Source organism: Streptomyces sp. NPDC058001, from assembly GCF_042886315.1.
Lineage (GTDB): Bacteria > Actinomycetota > Actinomycetes > Streptomycetales > Streptomycetaceae > Streptomyces.
Genome location: NZ_JBHVQT010000017.1, coordinates 34,100 through 49,410, shown reverse-complemented (window position 1 = coordinate 49,410; position 15,311 = coordinate 34,100). Strand labels below are relative to the sequence as shown.

The 15,311-nt window shown below is 72.3% G+C and carries 13 protein-coding genes; 7 read left to right on the top strand and 6 right to left on the bottom strand.

Annotated elements, in window-relative coordinates:
• Positions 1-61: 61 nt before the first annotated feature.
• A complete protein-coding gene (locus tag ACFVT5_RS36210; protein WP_389897105.1) occupies positions 62-2,467 on the bottom strand; it encodes a helix-hairpin-helix domain-containing protein in 2,406 nt (801 codons plus the stop codon).
• The gene (locus tag ACFVT5_RS36205; protein WP_389897102.1) at positions 2,464-3,447 is read right to left on the bottom strand and encodes an aldo/keto reductase; all 984 of its coding nucleotides are present in this window, start codon (positions 3,445-3,447) and stop codon (positions 2,464-2,466) included. The genes ACFVT5_RS36210 and ACFVT5_RS36205 overlap by 4 nt, the downstream gene beginning before the upstream one ends.
• A gap of 174 nt (positions 3,448-3,621) precedes the next feature.
• On the opposite strand from ACFVT5_RS36205, the gene ACFVT5_RS36200 reads away from it, so the two are divergent.
• Positions 3,622-4,677 carry an LLM class F420-dependent oxidoreductase gene (locus ACFVT5_RS36200; protein ID WP_389897100.1) on the top strand — a complete coding sequence of 352 codons (1,056 nt, stop codon included), beginning with the start codon at positions 3,622-3,624 and terminating at the stop codon, positions 4,675-4,677.
• Positions 4,678-4,914: 237 nt separating this feature from the next.
• The gene (locus ACFVT5_RS36195) at positions 4,915-5,703 is read left to right on the top strand and encodes a ferritin-like domain-containing protein (protein ID WP_389897098.1); all 789 of its coding nucleotides are present in this window, start codon (positions 4,915-4,917) and stop codon (positions 5,701-5,703) included.
• A 62-nt stretch (positions 5,704-5,765) separates the two neighbouring features.
• On the opposite strand, the gene corA is transcribed toward ACFVT5_RS36195, so the two are convergent.
• The gene (corA, locus tag ACFVT5_RS36190) at positions 5,766-6,764 is read right to left on the bottom strand and encodes a magnesium/cobalt transporter CorA (RefSeq protein WP_389897095.1); all 999 of its coding nucleotides are present in this window, start codon (positions 6,762-6,764) and stop codon (positions 5,766-5,768) included.
• Between the two features lie 95 nt (positions 6,765-6,859).
• Between corA and ACFVT5_RS36185 the strand changes: the two genes are divergently transcribed.
• From ACFVT5_RS36185 to ACFVT5_RS36165, 5 genes are all read left to right on the top strand, one after another.
• A complete protein-coding gene (locus ACFVT5_RS36185) occupies positions 6,860-7,555 on the top strand; it encodes a histidine phosphatase family protein (RefSeq protein ID WP_389897092.1) in 696 nt (231 codons plus the stop codon).
• A gap of 101 nt (positions 7,556-7,656) precedes the next feature.
• Entirely contained in the window at positions 7,657-8,247 is a 591-nt protein-coding gene (locus tag ACFVT5_RS36180; protein WP_389897090.1) for a DUF3090 domain-containing protein, read from the top strand.
• Positions 8,211-9,029, top strand: coding sequence for an SCO1664 family protein (locus ACFVT5_RS36175; RefSeq protein ID WP_389897088.1), 819 nt, complete (start codon positions 8,211-8,213; stop codon positions 9,027-9,029). The genes ACFVT5_RS36180 and ACFVT5_RS36175 overlap by 37 nt, the downstream gene beginning before the upstream one ends.
• 167 nt (positions 9,030-9,196) lie before the next feature.
• Positions 9,197-10,426, top strand: coding sequence for a cysteine--1-D-myo-inosityl 2-amino-2-deoxy-alpha-D-glucopyranoside ligase (gene mshC, locus ACFVT5_RS36170; RefSeq protein WP_389897086.1), 1,230 nt, complete (start codon positions 9,197-9,199; stop codon positions 10,424-10,426).
• 163 nt (positions 10,427-10,589) lie between these two features.
• The gene (locus ACFVT5_RS36165) at positions 10,590-11,552 is read left to right on the top strand and encodes an SMP-30/gluconolactonase/LRE family protein (protein ID WP_389897084.1); all 963 of its coding nucleotides are present in this window, start codon (positions 10,590-10,592) and stop codon (positions 11,550-11,552) included.
• Positions 11,553-11,575: 23 nt separating this feature from the next.
• Here the strand turns inward: ACFVT5_RS36165 and ACFVT5_RS36160 are convergent, their stop codons facing one another.
• The 3 genes from ACFVT5_RS36160 to ACFVT5_RS36150 form a co-directional block, all read right to left on the bottom strand.
• Positions 11,576-12,619 carry a PAC2 family protein gene (locus ACFVT5_RS36160; protein WP_389897082.1) on the bottom strand — a complete coding sequence of 348 codons (1,044 nt, stop codon included), beginning with the start codon at positions 12,617-12,619 and terminating at the stop codon, positions 11,576-11,578.
• A gap of 216 nt (positions 12,620-12,835) precedes the next feature.
• Entirely contained in the window at positions 12,836-13,507 is a 672-nt protein-coding gene (locus tag ACFVT5_RS36155; RefSeq protein ID WP_389897080.1) for a FadR/GntR family transcriptional regulator, read from the bottom strand.
• Positions 13,508-13,651: 144 nt separating this feature from the next.
• Entirely contained in the window at positions 13,652-15,274 is a 1,623-nt protein-coding gene (locus ACFVT5_RS36150; protein ID WP_389897078.1) for an FAD-dependent oxidoreductase, read from the bottom strand.
• Between the last annotated feature and the right edge of the window lie 37 nt (positions 15,275-15,311).

Sequence of the window (15,311 nt, the reverse complement as noted above, 5' to 3'; positions counted from 1 at the left end):
AGGTGCCCGTACCCCCAGGGGTACGGGCACCTCGTGCGCTGTACGGTCCGCTGTCCGCGCGCTACGGCGTCGTCGGCGGTACCTGCGTCCGCAGCAGCACCGGCAGCCGCGTCACCCGCGGTGCCGGCAGGGCCTCCGCCACCGCGCGCGGCAGCGCCTGCTCGACGCCGTGCACCACGGACAGATGCCGCTCACCGCGCCCGAAGGCGGTGTACACCCAGGGCCTGGTCAGCACCTGCGCCGCGTCACCGGGCAGCACCACGACCACGGCGGGCCACCGCTGCCCCACCGCCTGATGCGCGGTGAGCGCCCACCCCTGCCGCACCGACTGCTCGACCCGCTCCTTCGGTACGACGACGGGCCCGCCGTCGCACTCCAGATGCAGGCCGTCCGCGTCGGCCTTCACGACCCGCCCCGGAACCGCGCGGCCCGGCGCCGGGGCATACGCGACCCGGTCACCCGGGTCGAAGCCGCCGAACCGGCCCGGACCCGGGTTCAGCCGCTCCTTCAGCGCCGCGTTCAACGCGCGCGTGCCCGCCGCGCCCCCGTGCCCCGGGGTGATCACCTGGGTGTGCTCGGGGGGTACGCCGATGGCCCTCGGGACCGAGTCCGCGACGAGCTGGACCGTGCGGTGGACCGCCTCGCCCGCGTCCCGCACGGGGACGATCACGACCTCTTTGCCGGGGGCCGCGACCTGGTTCAGTTCGCCGATCCCGATGCCCGAGACCAGCTCGCCGATGGGCCCGGGGTCCGGGGTGCGGGAGGCGATCTGGGGGCAGACGCGGGCCGCGAGCAGATCGGCGAAGACCCGCCCCGGGCCCGCCGACCAGAGCACCGCCGGGTCGCCGCTCAGCACGAGGCGCGCGCCGTCCGGCAGCGACTCGACGAGCATCGCGGCGGTCTCGACGTCCAGTTGGGGCGCGTCGAGGACCACGAGCAGATCGGTCAGGAGCGCGCCTTCGGCGTCCCGGCCCGGTCCCTCGGCGCCCGACAGCAGCCCCGGCACGGTGGCGACCACATCGGCCGGTACGGAGCCGGAAACGGAACCCTCCGCCGCCCCGGACGCGGCCTCCAGGAGGGCCGCGAAGCGTCGCCTGCCGTCCGCCGTGTGCGTGGCCGCGAGGACCCGCAGGCCGAGGCCGCGTGCCGCCGTGACCAGCGCGGCGGGCTCGGCGCGGGACGCCTCGCCGCCGGTGTGCAGCACCAGCCCGTGCGCGCCGCAGGCCCGGATCAGCTCGGCGGCCGAACCGGAACCCCCGCGTGAGCCGGACCCCGATCCCGTACCGGAACCGGAAGCGGAGGCCGCCGACTCCCAGTCCGCGGTCTCCGAACCGCTCTCCTTGGACAGCGAGTTGACCACGCGCGCGAGGCCGTCGGCCAGGCTCTCCTCCGCCAGCGCGTAACGCTCCAGACCGACCAGGACCCGTACCGGACGCTCCGGCTCCGTCTCATCCGTCTCGTCCGCCCCGCCCGTCTCCTCCGTACCTTCGGCCGCCGCTCCGGTGTTTGGTGCGGCGCCCTGACTCGTGGCAGGCGCGCCCGGTTCGGAATCCAACGCGTCCTGGAACACCAGCACTTCGCCCTCCGCGACGGCGCTCTGCACGGCCGCCTCGGGGTCGGGCACCGAACGCCGGGTGAGCGCGGACGCGAGTGCGGTCGCCTCCAGCGCCGTGTGTCCGGTGAGCGCGGCCTGTTCCAGGAGCCAGACCGTGAGGGCACGGCCGCGCCGCTCGTCGTCCGGGCCGCACTCGGGGCCGAGCAGCGCGCGGGCGAACCCGTCGGCCTGCTCGGGCCGCACCCCCGGCACCCGCAGCAACTGCCAGGGGTCCTCGCGCACCAGGTCTTCCGCTTCCTCGCCGAGCGTCGCGGCGGTCGGCTCGGCCAGCGCCTCGGGGGCACCGCCCGCCGCCAGCACGGCCCGCACCGCGTCGACCGCCTCCGGTACGGGGGCGGCGGCGCCGGCGTGTGCCGCCGCGACGGGCCTCGGCGCGGGCGCGGGCGCCGGGGCGGGCCTGCGCGGGGCGGCCGTGGGCTCGGCGAAACTGGCCGCGGGCTTCTCGCCGCTCTCGACGGCGCGGACGGCAGCCAGCAGATCGGCGGCCGTGCCACTCAGTTTGGCGCCGCTGTCGATGGGGCCCTTCTTCTCGGCCTTCCGCTTCTCGATCCGCTCCAGCATCTCCCGCTGGGCGGCCAACTCGGCCTCGGCCTCGGACACTTCACCACCGGCCGCGCCCGCGTCACCGGCGCCTTCCGCAGCGGCGCCTTCGGACCCGTCGGCAGCCCCGGCAGCCGTGTCGTCCCCCTCGGTCTCCTCGGCTCCTGTGACCTCCGCGCTCTCCTGCGCCCCTTCCGCTCCTGCCGGCTTCGCCGTCCCCTCGGTCTTCTCGAACTCGCCGGACGCGTCGGCCCCCTCGGCCCCCGGGCCGGTCGGCTCCGGTCCCTCAGCGGCAGCGGACTCCGTACTCACAGCGTGCTCCAGTCCTGGTCGGGGTAGTGGTGCACGGGCGCCGACACATCGTCGAGCGCACCGCAGATCTCGTCAGGAAGACTAAGGCTCTCCACTGACAACGCGGCCGTGAGCTGCTGCGCGGTGCGCGCGCCCACGATCGGGGCCACGACACCGGGCCGGTCGCGCACCCACGCCAGGGCCACCTGGAGCGGGGTCGCCGCGAGACCGTCGGCCGCGGTCGCCACGGCGTCCACGATCCGGCTCGCCGCGTCGTCCAGATACGGCGCCACGAACGGCGCCATGTGCTCGGACGCGCCCCGCGAGTCGGCAGGCGTGGCGTGCCGGTACTTGCCGGTCAGCACCCCGCGTCCCAGCGGCGACGACGGCAGCAGTCCGACACCGAGGTCCAGCGCGGCGGGCAACACCTCGCGCTCGATGCCCCGCTGGAGCAGCGAGTACTCCATCTGCGTACTGGCGAGCGGGGAGCGCACACCGGTTCCGGCGAGCTGCCAGGTGGCCGCCTTCGCGAGCTGCCAGCCGCAGAAGTTGGACACGCCCGCATACCGCGCGCGTCCGCTGCTGATCGCGATGTCGAGGGCCTGGAGCGTCTCGTCCAGCGGGGTCGCCAGGTCGAAGGCGTGCAGCTGCCAGAGGTCGACGTGGTCCGTGCCGAGCCGGGCGAGTGAGGCGTCGAGCGCGCTCAGCAGATGGCCGCGTGAGCCGTCGAACCTGCGGTCCGGGTCCGGCACGCTGCCCGCCTTGGTCGCGATGACCAGGTCACGGCGCGGCACGAGGCGTTCTATGAGCCGTCCCAGCAGATACTCCGCCTCGCCGCCGCCGTACACATCGGCCGTGTCGATGAGGCTGCCGCCCGCTTCCCAGAAGACCTTCAACAGGTCCGCGGCGTCGTTCTCGTCGGTGTCGCGGCCCCAGGTGAGGGTGCCGAGCCCGATCCGGGACACACGCAGGCCGGTACGGCCGAGATGCCTCTGCTCCATGGGCGCTGAGATTACTGGCCGGATGACCAAGGGCGCGGGGCCTGTGGACAACCCACGCCGAACCCGTGCGGGAACCCCCTGCACGGGTGGCGCCGTTCCCGCCCTGACGGATCCGGCGGGAGCGCGCTAGGGTCTGGCGCACAGGGACGTTACTGACGAGTAAGGGGATCGGCCATGCAGCTCGGGATCAACCTCGGCTACTGGGGCGCCGGGATGGACGCGGACAATCTCGCCGTCGCCAAGGAGGCCGACCGGCTCGGCTACGCGGTCTGCTGGGCCGCCGAGGCATACGGCTCCGACGCCGCGACCGTGCTGTCCTGGGTCGCCGCGCAGACCGAGCGCATCGACATCGGTTCCGCCATCTTCCAGATCCCGGCGCGTCAGCCCGCGATGACCGCGATGACCGCCGCGACCCTCGACTCGCTCTCCGGTGGCCGGTTCCGCCTCGGCATCGGCGTCTCGGGCCCGCAGGTCTCCGAGGGCTGGTACGGCGTCCGGTTCGACAAGCCACTCGCCCGCACGCGTGAGTACGTCGAGATCATCCGCAAGGCCATGACCCGCGAGCGCCTCTCGTACGACGGTGCGCACTGGACGCTGCCGCTGCCCGGCGGCCCCGGCAAGCCGCTGAAGCTGACCGTGCACCCGGAGCGCGAGCACATCCCGCTGTACATCGCCGCGATCGGCCCGAAGAACCTGGAGCAGACCGGTGAGATCGCCGACGGCGCCCTGCTGATCTTCCCGGCCGCCGAGCACCTGGAGGAGACCGCGCTGCGCCACCTCCGCGCGGGCCGCGAGAAGGCCGGCAAGACGCTGGAGGGCTTCGACGTCGTCCCGACGCTGCCGCTGGCCCTCGGCGACGACAAGGACGTCCCCGCGCTCGCCGACATGTTCCGCCCGTACACCGCCCTGTACGTCGGCGGTATGGGCAGCCGCAAGCAGAACTTCTACAACCAGCTGGCGCAGCGCATGGGCTATGAGCGGGAGGCCGCCGAGATCCAGGACAAGTACCTGGACGGCGACAAGAACGGCGCCGCCGCCGCCGTACCGCACGAGCTGATCGACTCGACGACGCTGCTCGGCTCGGTGGACCGCATCGCGGACCGGATGAAGGCGTACGCGGCGGCCGGGGTCACCACGCTCACACTGGCCCCTGCGGGCCTGACGCTTGACGACCGGATCGCGTCCCTGCGGGCGGGCTCCGACGCCCTGGAGCGTGCGGGCCTCGCCTGAGCGAGCGCGCGGGGAGTCGGCGGGTGCGCGGGGGGTTTCCGCGGCCGTGGTGGGGGCTCGGGGGTCTTCCCCGCCACGGCCGTCACGCAGAACAACGCGCCGGCGCCCGCGCGGTCACGCCTCCTCACGCGCGCGGCGCTTCGTTCATTTGGCGGAGCGCGCGCACAGTGCTGTTGCCGTCCCCCGTGACGCGCATTTGACTCGGTCCTTGCGGGACACCGCAGGGAGGTGGCAGTGATGCTTTCGGCAAAGAGCCTGTTCGAGGAGATCCTCCACGACGACGAGGCGTTCCGGCTGTTCTGTTCCATCGCGGCGAGCGGCGAGTCCCAGGGCGGCTGGGAGAACGGCCGTATCGCGGCGCTCGTCCCCGAGAGCGAGCGGGAACTGGCCCCCAAGGTGGCCCGGCATGGCGCCGACGAGGACAAGCACGGACGCATCTTCCGCGCACTGATGAAGAAGCGTGGCCTCACCCCTGTGGACGTCCCCCACGAGACCGACTACACGATGCTCCTGGAACAGCACGGCATCGGGCTCGCCCACGGCCGGCTGAGGCGCGAGCAGCAGCTCGGGGTGCCGGACATCGTCACGTACCTCGCGCACAGCCGGGTCACCGAACAGCGTGCGTCGGAGCAGATGGACCTGCTCCACAGGTACTTCGCCGACCACCCGGACATCGGCCGCGCGGTCAAGATGATCTCCCAGGACGAGGACAACCACCTCGCGTACTGCCACGAGGAACTACTGCGCCTCGCGTACGCCGGGCACGGGCGGACCATCCAGCGGACCCTGCGGACCTGCGCGCTCGCCGAGATCCGGATCTACCGCAATGTCAGCCTCGCCGTGATGGACCACATGGGACGCCTCCTGGGCTGGCCCCGGGCCAAGTCCGCGCTGCTCGCGGCCGGCATCCACGCGGTGTACGCGTACGAGCGGGCCGTCGGATGGCGGCGGATGGTGTCCCTGCGGATGCCCGAGCGGCGCGACGCGCTGGGCGGCCCGGCGCTGACGGCGGCCGAATTCGCGTGACCCCCCGATTCGCGTGACCTCCACGATGCGCGTGAGCCCGCGCGCGTGGGGCACGGCACTCCTCAGAGCCAGCCGTTCCGCTTGAAGAGGCGGTACAGGCCGATCTCCAGGACCACCATCAGCAGGATGACCGCCGGATACGACACCACCCAGTGCAGTTCGGGCATGTGGTCGAAGTTCATGCCGTAGATCCCCGCGATCATCGTGGGGACGGCGGCCATGGCTGCCCACCCGGAGATCTTCCGCATGTCGTCGTTCTGCCGGACGCTGATCTGCGCGAGATGCGCCGCCAGGATGTCCGACACCAGCCGGTCGAGGCCCTCGACCGATTCGTTGACCCGGCTCAGATGGTCGCTGACATCGCGGAAGAACGGCCGCGCGGTGTCGTTCACGAACGGCACCGGCGTCTCGAAGGGCCCCAGCCCCGCGAGCCGCCCCAGCGGCGCGGCCAGCGGCACCGTCGCCCGGCGGAACGCCAGGATCTGCCGCTTGAAGGTGTAGATCCGCGACGCCGTGGTCACGGAGCCGCCGCCGTCGGGCGAGAACACCTCCGCCTCCAGCTCCTCCAGGTCCGTCTGCAGCTCCGTGGCCACGTCCAGGTAGTGATCCACCACCGCGTCCGAGATCGCGTACAGGGCGGCGGTGGGGCCGTTCTTCAGCAGCCCGGGCTCCGCCTCCAGCCGGTCACGCACCACCCCGAGCGGCGCCCCCTCGCCGTGCCGGACGGTCACCACGAAGGAGTCGCCCAGGAAGAGCATCACCTCGCCGGAGGACACCGTGTCGCCCTCCGGCTCGTACACCACCGGCTTGAGCACCACGAACAGTGAGTCGTCGTAGACCTCCAGCTTCGGCCGCTGGTGCGCGTTCAGGGCGTCCTCGACCGCCAGCGGATGCAGCCCGAACTCCTCCCTGACGTGCTCGAACTCGGCGTGCGTCGGCTCGTGCAGCCCGAGCCAGAGAAACGCGTCACCGGTGGCACGCGCCTCGGACAGGGCGTCGGAGAAGTCGGCGGGCCCGTCGGTCCTGCGCCCGTCCCGGTAGATGGCACTGTCGACAATCACGCAGCGACGTGTTCCCGAAGCCCGCCGACGGCACACTTTCCGCCGGAGCAAGCCCGCCGACGGCACACCCCCCGCCGCCGCCTACCCTGGGCGTCATGCCCACGCTGATCCTCGTCCGGCACGGACGCTCCACCGCCAACACCGCGGGCCTGCTCGCCGGGTGGACGCCCGGCGTCGCCCTGGACGAGCGGGGCGCCGCCCAGGCCGCCGCGCTGCCCGCCCGGCTCGACGGCGTGCCCGTCGCGCAGGTCGTCACCAGCCCTCTGCAACGCTGCCAGGAGACCCTCGCGCCGCTCCTCACGGCCCGGCCCGGCCTCCCGGTGCACACCGACGACCGGATCGGCGAATGCGACTACGGCGACTGGTCGGGCCGCAAGCTCGCCGAGCTGAACGACGAGCCGCTGATGCAGGTCGTCCAGCAGCACCCGTCCGCCGCCGCCTTCCCCGGCGGTGAGTCGATGCGCGCGATGGCCACCCGCGCCGCCGAGGCGGTACGCGAGTGGAACGCGCGCGTGGCCGACGAGCACGGCGCCGACGCCACGTATCTGATGTGCTCGCACGGCGACATCATCAAGGCGCTCGTCGCCGACGCGCTCGGACTGCACCTCGACCTGTTCCAGCGGGTGTCCGTGGAACCGTGCTCCGTCACCGTCATCCACTACACGCGCGTGCGCCCCTTCCTCGTACGCCTCGGGGACACCGGGGACTTCGCCTCGCTGATGCCGCGCGAGAACCCGCCGGACGCCTCCGGCGGGGATGCCGCGGTGGGGGGTGGTGCGGGCGCACCGTGATCGTCGGCCGCAGTAGGGTGAAGCGGTCGGAGTAGGCCAGTTGCCGTCGCGGTCGCCTTCCGGCAGCCGATCCCGCCATCGATTCCCAAGGGAGACAGGACGTGTCCCGTCAGGTGTTCCTCTACGACCCTCCGGAGCGGTTCGTGGCCGGTACGGTCGGATTGCCCGGACGCCGTACGTTCTTCCTCCAGGCTTCCTCCGGTCCGCGGGTGACGAGTGTGGCCCTGGAGAAGACCCAAGTGGCCGCGCTGGCCGAGCGGATGGACGAACTCCTCGACGAGGTCGTCCGGCGCAGCGGCGGCAGCGCGGCGGTCCCCGCGGTGGTGCCGACCGAGGTGGCGGACACCGCGCCCCTGGACACACCCGTCGAGGAGGAGTTCCGCGTCGGCACCATGGCGCTGGCCTGGGACGGCGACGAACAGCGCATGATCGTCGAGGCCCAGGCGCTGGTCGAACTGGACGCCGAGTCCGACGAGGACCTCGCCGAGGCCGAGGAACGGCTCCTCCAGGACGAGGAGAACGGCCCCCCGATGCTCCGCGTCCGGCTCACCGGCGCCCAGGCGCGGGCCTTCGCCAAACGCGCCCTGGACGTCGTCAACGCGGGCCGCCCGCCGTGCCCCCTGTGCAGTCTGCCGCTCGACCCGGAAGGACACGTATGTCCGCGCCAGAACGGATACCGCCGCGGAGCGTGACCTCCACCGACCTGCTCACCCGCGGCGAGCTGACGGTACGCGGACGCATCCGCGAGGCGTCCAACGCGGTCCTGTTCTGCGCGGTCGTCCACGACGGCGAGCGGGCCGAGTGCGTGTACAAGCCGGTCGCCGGGGAGCGGCCCCTGTGGGACTTCCCCGACGGCACGCTCGCCCAGCGCGAGGTCGCCGCGTACGAGGTGTCCGAAGCGCTCGGTTGGGGGCTCGTACCGCCGACCGTGCTGCGCGACGGACCCTACGGCGAGGGCATGTGCCAGCGCTGGATCGAAGCGTCGCCCGACACCGAACTGCTGGCCCTGGTCGAGGGTGAGGAACCCGAACCCGGCTGGAAGGCCATCGGCTTCGCCGACGTCGGCGAGGGCCGCACCGCACTGCTCGTGCACGCCGACGACGCGCGGCTGCGCCGGCTCGCCGTCTTCGACGCCGTGATCAACAACGCGGACCGCAAAGGCGGCCATCTGCTGCCCGACGCGGACGGCCGTCTCTACGGCATCGACCACGGCGTCAGCTTCAACGCCGAGAACAAGCTGCGCACCCTGCTGTGGGGGTGGGCGGGGGAGTCGCTGACCCCGGAGGCCGTGGCGGCGCTCAAGGCGCTGCGCGCGGCCCTGGAGCCCGGCGCGCCGCTCGCCCTGCGACTGGCGGAGCTGATCACCCCGGTGGAGGTCGACGCCACCCTCGCGCGCGTGGCCGCCCTCCTCACCTCAGGGAAACACCCCGAACCGTCCGGCGAATGGCCGTCGATCCCGTGGCCGCCGGTATAGGTCGAGTGCGCGCCCCGAAGGGGCGCGGGGAACTGCGCGACCAGCCACGACGACGCGGCAGCCAAAAGACGGCGCATCACGGCTCGTACAGCAGAGCGCGAGCGTTCCGTGGCGTTCGGACCAGGTCCGGTTCGTATCCGGAAGCATCGTCCGGTTACGCTCATGACATGTATGCCTGGCCCGCTTCTGAGGTTCCCGCCCTGCCCGGACGGGGCCGCGACCTCCGGATCCACGACACCGCGACCGGGGGTCTCGTCACCCTCGACCCCGGTCCCGTCGCCCGTATCTACGTCTGTGGCATCACGCCCTACGACGCCACCCACATGGGACACGCGGCGACCTACAACGCGTTCGACCTCGTGCAACGCGTCTGGCTGGACACCAAGCGGCAGGTTCACTACGTGCAGAACGTGACCGACGTCGACGACCCGCTCCTGGAGCGCGCCGTCCGCGACGGCCTCGACTGGGTCGCGCTCGCCGAGCGTGAGACCGTCCTGTTCCGCGAGGACATGACGGCGCTACGGATGCTGCCGCCGCGCCACTACATCGGTGCCGTGGAGGCCATACCGGGCATCGTCCCGCTGGTGGAACGGCTCCGGGACGCGGGCGCCGCCTACGAACTCGAAGGCGACGTCTACTTCTCCGTGGAGGCCGACCCGCACTTCGGCTCGGTGTCCCACCTGGACGCCGCCGCGATGCGTCTGCTGTCCGCCGAGCGCGGCGGGGACCCGGACCGTACGGGCAAGAAGAATCCGCTCGACCCGATGCTGTGGATGTCCGCCCGTGACGGTGAACCGAGTTGGGACGGCGGCTCGCTCGGCCCCGGCCGGCCCGGCTGGCACATCGAGTGCGTCGCCATCGCCCTGGACCACCTCGGCATGGGCTTCGACGTGCAGGGCGGCGGCTCCGATCTCGCCTTCCCGCACCACGAGATGGGCGCCTCGCACGCCCAGGTGCTGACCGGCGAGTTCCCGATGGCCAAGGCGTACGTCCATGCCGGCATGGTCGCTCTGGACGGCGAGAAGATGTCCAAGTCCAAGGGCAACCTCGTCTTCGTGTCGGCGCTGCGCCGCGCCGGTGTCGACCCGGCGGCCATCCGGCTCGCGCTGCTCGCGCACCACTACCGGTCCGACTGGGAGTGGACGGACACCGTGCTGGACGACGCGGTCGCGCGCCTCGGACGCTGGCGTGCCGCCGTCTCCCGCCCGGACGGCCCCGACGCCGAGCCGCTGGTCGAGGAGGTACGCACCGCCCTCGCGCACGATCTCGACGCCCCGGCCGCACTCGCCGCCGTCGACCGCTGGGCCGCGCTCCAGGAGGAGCGGGGCGGCACCGACGAGGGGGCACCCGGCGTGGTCTCGCGCACTGTCGACGCACTGCTCGGAGTCGCGCTCTAGGGCCGGTCCCTGGCGGCTGATCAGCCTGACATGGCGTCAGGCGTCTTCAGGCGTACGGGAGTTCGCCATGCACACACTGCGGGGGAACGGGTCATGTGGTGAGGTAGGAGCGTCTGTTGACCCTCCGGCCGGCGGATCGCCGGCCTCGGTGGAAGGACGCACCATGACCCGTTCCTTCGCACGACGCGACCTGCTCGGCGCCTCGGCCGCCACGGTCGTCGGACTGGGCCTCGCCGGCCCTCTCGCGTCACCCGCCCGCGCGGCCGGTTCCGGTGAGGGCGCCTGGCCCCGCCAATTCCCGCTCCCCGACGGCTTCCAGCCCGAGGGCATCACCATCGGCCCCGGCCCGTACGCCTACTTCGGATCGATCGCGAGCGGCGACGTGTACCGCGTCGCCCTCGCCACCGGCACCGGCAGTCTCGTCAGTGAAGGGCTCGGCCCCGCGCACCCGGTGATCGGGCTCAAGTCCGACGGCCACTCCCGGCTGTTCCTGTCCGGCGGGGCCAGCCGCGAATTACGCACCGTCGACCGCCGCACCGGACGCATCGAGGACATCTGGACCGTCGGCTCCGACGGCACCTTCGTCAACGACGTGGTGCTCACCCCCGGCGCCGCCTGGTTCACGGACTCGTTCGCGCCCCAGCTCTACCGGCTCTCCCTCGACCGGCACGGCACACCCGGCACCGTACGGACCGTGCCGCTCACCGGCGACTGGGCACAGGGCCCCGACTTCACGGCCAACGGCATCGCCCGCACCCCGGACGGCGGCGCGCTGCTCGTGGTCAACCAATTCGTGGGCGGCGGCGGCCTGATGCGCGTCGACCCGCGCACCGGAGCGGCCCGCGCCGTCGACCTCGGCGGGTCCACGCTGCCCAACGGCGACGGGCTCCTGCTGCTCGGCCGCACCCTGTACTGCGTGCAGCAGCGGCAGAACGCGATCGACGTGTTCCGTATGAATGCCTCCGGCACCCGGGGCACCCCGCTCACCCGTATCACCGACCCGCGGTTCCGGATCCCGACGACCGTGGCGTCCTGGGGCGACCGGCTCTATCTGCCGAACGCCCGCTTCGGCACCCCGCCGGGCCCCACGACGGATTACGACGCGGTGGCGGTGGCCCGGGTCTGACCCCGATCGCCCGCCCGGTCGCCTCAGTCGTCTGAGTCGTCGTCCGGCTTCCCGTCGGTGTCGGCTTCGGCGTCCTCGCCGCTCGCCTTGGCCGGGCCCCCGTCGTCGGTCTCCGTCTCCGGACGGGACGGCTTCGCGGGCCTGGCCTGACCGCCCGGGTTGTCCCGCAGATACGCGGTGTCGCCCCCGTCAGTGGCCAGCCCGGGACCGCCGGGACCGGCCGGACCACCGTCCCTGCGCCGCAGATACCGCTCGAACTCACGCGCGATGGCCTCGCCCGACGCCTCCGGCAGTTCGGCGGTGTCCCGGGCCTCCTCCAGCGACTGGACGTACTCGGCGACCTCGCTGTCCTCGGCCGCGAGCTGATCCACGCCCACCTGCCAGGCCCGTGCGTCCTCCGGCAGCTCACCGAGCGGAATCCGCAGGTCGATGAGGTCTTCCAGACGGTTGAGGAGCGCCAGCGTCGCCTTCGGGTTCGGCGGCTGCGACACATAGTGCGGGACGGCCGCCCACAGGGACACGGCCGGGACACCCGCGTGCGTGCACGCCTCCTGGAGGATGCCGACGATGCCCGTCGGACCCTCGTACTTGGTCTCCTCCAGGTCCATGCTGCGGGCCAGGTCCGGATCGGATGTGACCCCGCTGACCGGGACCGGACGGGTGTGCGGGGTGTCACCGAGCAGCGCGCCCAGGACGACCACCAGCTCCACGCCCAGTTCGTGCGCGAAACCCAGCAGTTCGTTGCAGAACGAGCGCCAGCGCATCGACGGTTCGATCCCGCGGACCAGCACCAGGTCGCGCGGCTTCTCACCGCCGACCCGGACCACCGAGAGCCGGGTCGTGGGCCAGGTGATCTTCCGGACACCGTTGTCCAGCCAGACCGTCGGGCGGTTGACCTGGAAGTCGTAGTAGTCCTCGGCGTCCAGTGCGGCGAAGACCTCGCCCTTCCACTCCCTGTCGAGATGCGCGACGGCAGTGGAGGCGGCGTCCCCGGCATCGTTCCAGCCCTCGAACGCGGCCACCATGACCGGGTCGATCAGCTCGGGAACCCCCTCCAGCTCGATCACCCAGTGCCTCCTTCTGATCTGCCCTCACGTACGCCCCAACCTTACGACTCCCGCGGGGTCGCGCCGCAGCCCCCTCGCTGGGGGAATGACCGGACTCTGCCCCGGTGGAGCGCCCGGAACACCCCGAACAGTTATCCGAGCTGTACCGGGGACGGGTCGGCCTGACCTCGGGGGACGCCGGTCAGGGGGTGGCGTGCGGTGTTCAGGGGGTGGCGGTCAGAGGGTGGAGCGCAGCCACTGTTCGACGCTGGCGATGTGCACGGTCGCCCAGGACCGCGCGGCCTCGGCGTCCCGGTCCCGCAGCGCGGTCAGGATCGCGCGGTGCTCGTGAAGGGTCCGGCTGACCGCGTCCTCCTGGGTGAGACCCCGCCAGACCCGGGCCCGCGTCGTCGGCCCCGACAGGCCGTCCAGGAGCGAGCAGAGGACCGAGTTGCCGGACGACTGCACGATGCCCCGGTGGAACTCCAGGTCGCACGCCACCAGTTCCTCGACCGACGGCGCGGCACCGAGCGCGTCCAACTGCGCGGCCAGCGCGTCGATCTCGGCCTCACCGATCCGGGTACTCGCCATCGCCGTCGCGGCCGGCTCCAGGATGCGGCGCACGGCCAGGAACTCCAGGACCGTGTCGTCGCGGTGGAAGTCGACGACGAAACTCAGCGCCTCAAGCAGGAGTTGCGGATCGAGGCTCGTGACATACGTACCGTCACCCTGTCGTACGTCCAGGATGCGGATCAGGGACAGCGCGCGCACCGCCTCCCGCAGGGAGTTGCGGGACAGGCCCAGCTCGGCCGCCAGCTCACTCTCCTTGGGGAGCCGGTCGCCGGGCCGGAGCGCGCCGGAGACGATCATGCCCTTGATCTTCTCGATGGCCTCGTCGGTGACAGCCATGGGGACCTCGCCTCGCCATTCATCCGATGTATCGGACGATTATGACGCGTACCGAGCCCGTTGGATACGGGGTCCCTCTTCTCACGGGATTCTCACGCGTGACGCGCTGCCCGTTCCAGGGTCGGGCGTCCCGAGTCCCCAGGGTCAGCCGTCGAGCACGTCCCGTACCTTCGCGCGTATCTCGGCGGTGTCCAGGCCGCGGATCGTCAGCGTGGTGCGGCGGCGCAGGACGTCGTCCTCGGTGGCGGCCCACTCGTGGTCGCGGGCGTAGACGACCTGGGCCCAGATCTCGGGGGCGTCGGCGTGGACGCGTTCACCGAGCGCCGGGTTCTCGTTGGCGAGGCGCGCGATGTCGAAGGCGAGCGAACCGTAGTGCGTGGCCAGGTGCTTCGCGGTGTCGGCCGCCATCCGCGGGCCGGGTGTTCCGCCGTCCACGAGGAGCCGGTGGGCGACCGCGTGCGGGTTGGCGATTCCGGGCAGCGGCAGCCGCCTGGGCAGCCGCGACATGGGCTCCATGTCGTCGCCGAGCGGGTGCCCCGGCAGGGCGGCCAGCTTGTTCATGACCGTACGGCCGATGTGCCGGAACGTCGTCCACTTGCCGCCGGCCACGGACAGCATCCCGCCCCGGCCCTCGCTGACGACGGTCTCGCGCTTGGCCTTCGAGGTGTCGCCTGGCCTGCCGGGCAGCACCCGAAGACCCGCGAAGGAGTACGTGACGAGGTCCCGGGCGAGTTGCTGGTCGCGGACCGAGTGGGCGGCCTCGTCGAGGATCTGCGCGGTGTCCCGCTCGGTCACGGACACTTCGGACGGGTCGCCGTCGAATTCCTCGTCGGTGGTGCCGAGCAGCAGCATGTCCTCCCAGGGGAGGGCGAAGGTGATGCGGTACTTGTCGATCGGGGTCGCCAGCGCCGCCTTCCACGGCGAGGTCCGCCGCAGCACCAGATGCGCCCCCTTGGACAGCCGGATCGACGGCGCCGCGGCCGGGTCCTCCATCCGGCGCAGGTGGTCGACCCACGGTCCGGTCGCGTTCAGCACGAGTCGCGCGGATATCCCGAACTCCGTACCGTCCCCACGGTCCTTGAGGTCGGCGCCCGTGACCCGGCCCCGGGTGAAGCGCAGCCCGGTGACCTCGGCGTGGTTGAGGACGGTCGCGCCCGCGTCGACCGCCGCGCGGACCGTCATCAGGGCCATCCGGGAGTCGTTCATCTGGCCGTCGCCGTACACGGCGACGGCCCTCAGGTTCTCGGTGCGCAGTTCCGGCACGTCCTGCCGGGCCCGCGCGGGCGACAGCAGATGGCCGACGCCGTCACCGAACGCGGAGAGCGCCGAGTACGCGAAGACGCCCGCCCCGAGCTTCGCGGCGCCGTGCGGTCCGCCCTTGTACACGGGCAGGTAGAACGTGAGCGGGTTCGCCAGGTGCGGTGCCACCTGTGTGGACACCGCACGGCGTTCGAAGTGGTTCTCGGCGACGAGTTTCACGGCACCGGTCTGCAAGTACCGCAGACCGCCGTGCAGCAGCTTCGACGAGGCCGACGAGGTGGCGCCGGCGAAGTCACCGGCGTCCACCAGGGCCACCCGCAGACCCGACTGGGCGGCGTGCCAGGCCGTGGAGATGCCCAGGATGCCGCCACCGATCACCAGGAGGTCGTAGGTCGCCCTGGACAGCTGTTCCCGGGTCTCGGCCCGGCTCGGGTGGGAGCCGGCGGACGGGTGCAGCCCGAGCGCCGGGTAGGCGGGGCCGCTCTGGCGGGTGGGCAGGGTGGTCATCGCGTGGTGCTCCTCGTCAGCGGACAGCGGCCGAATC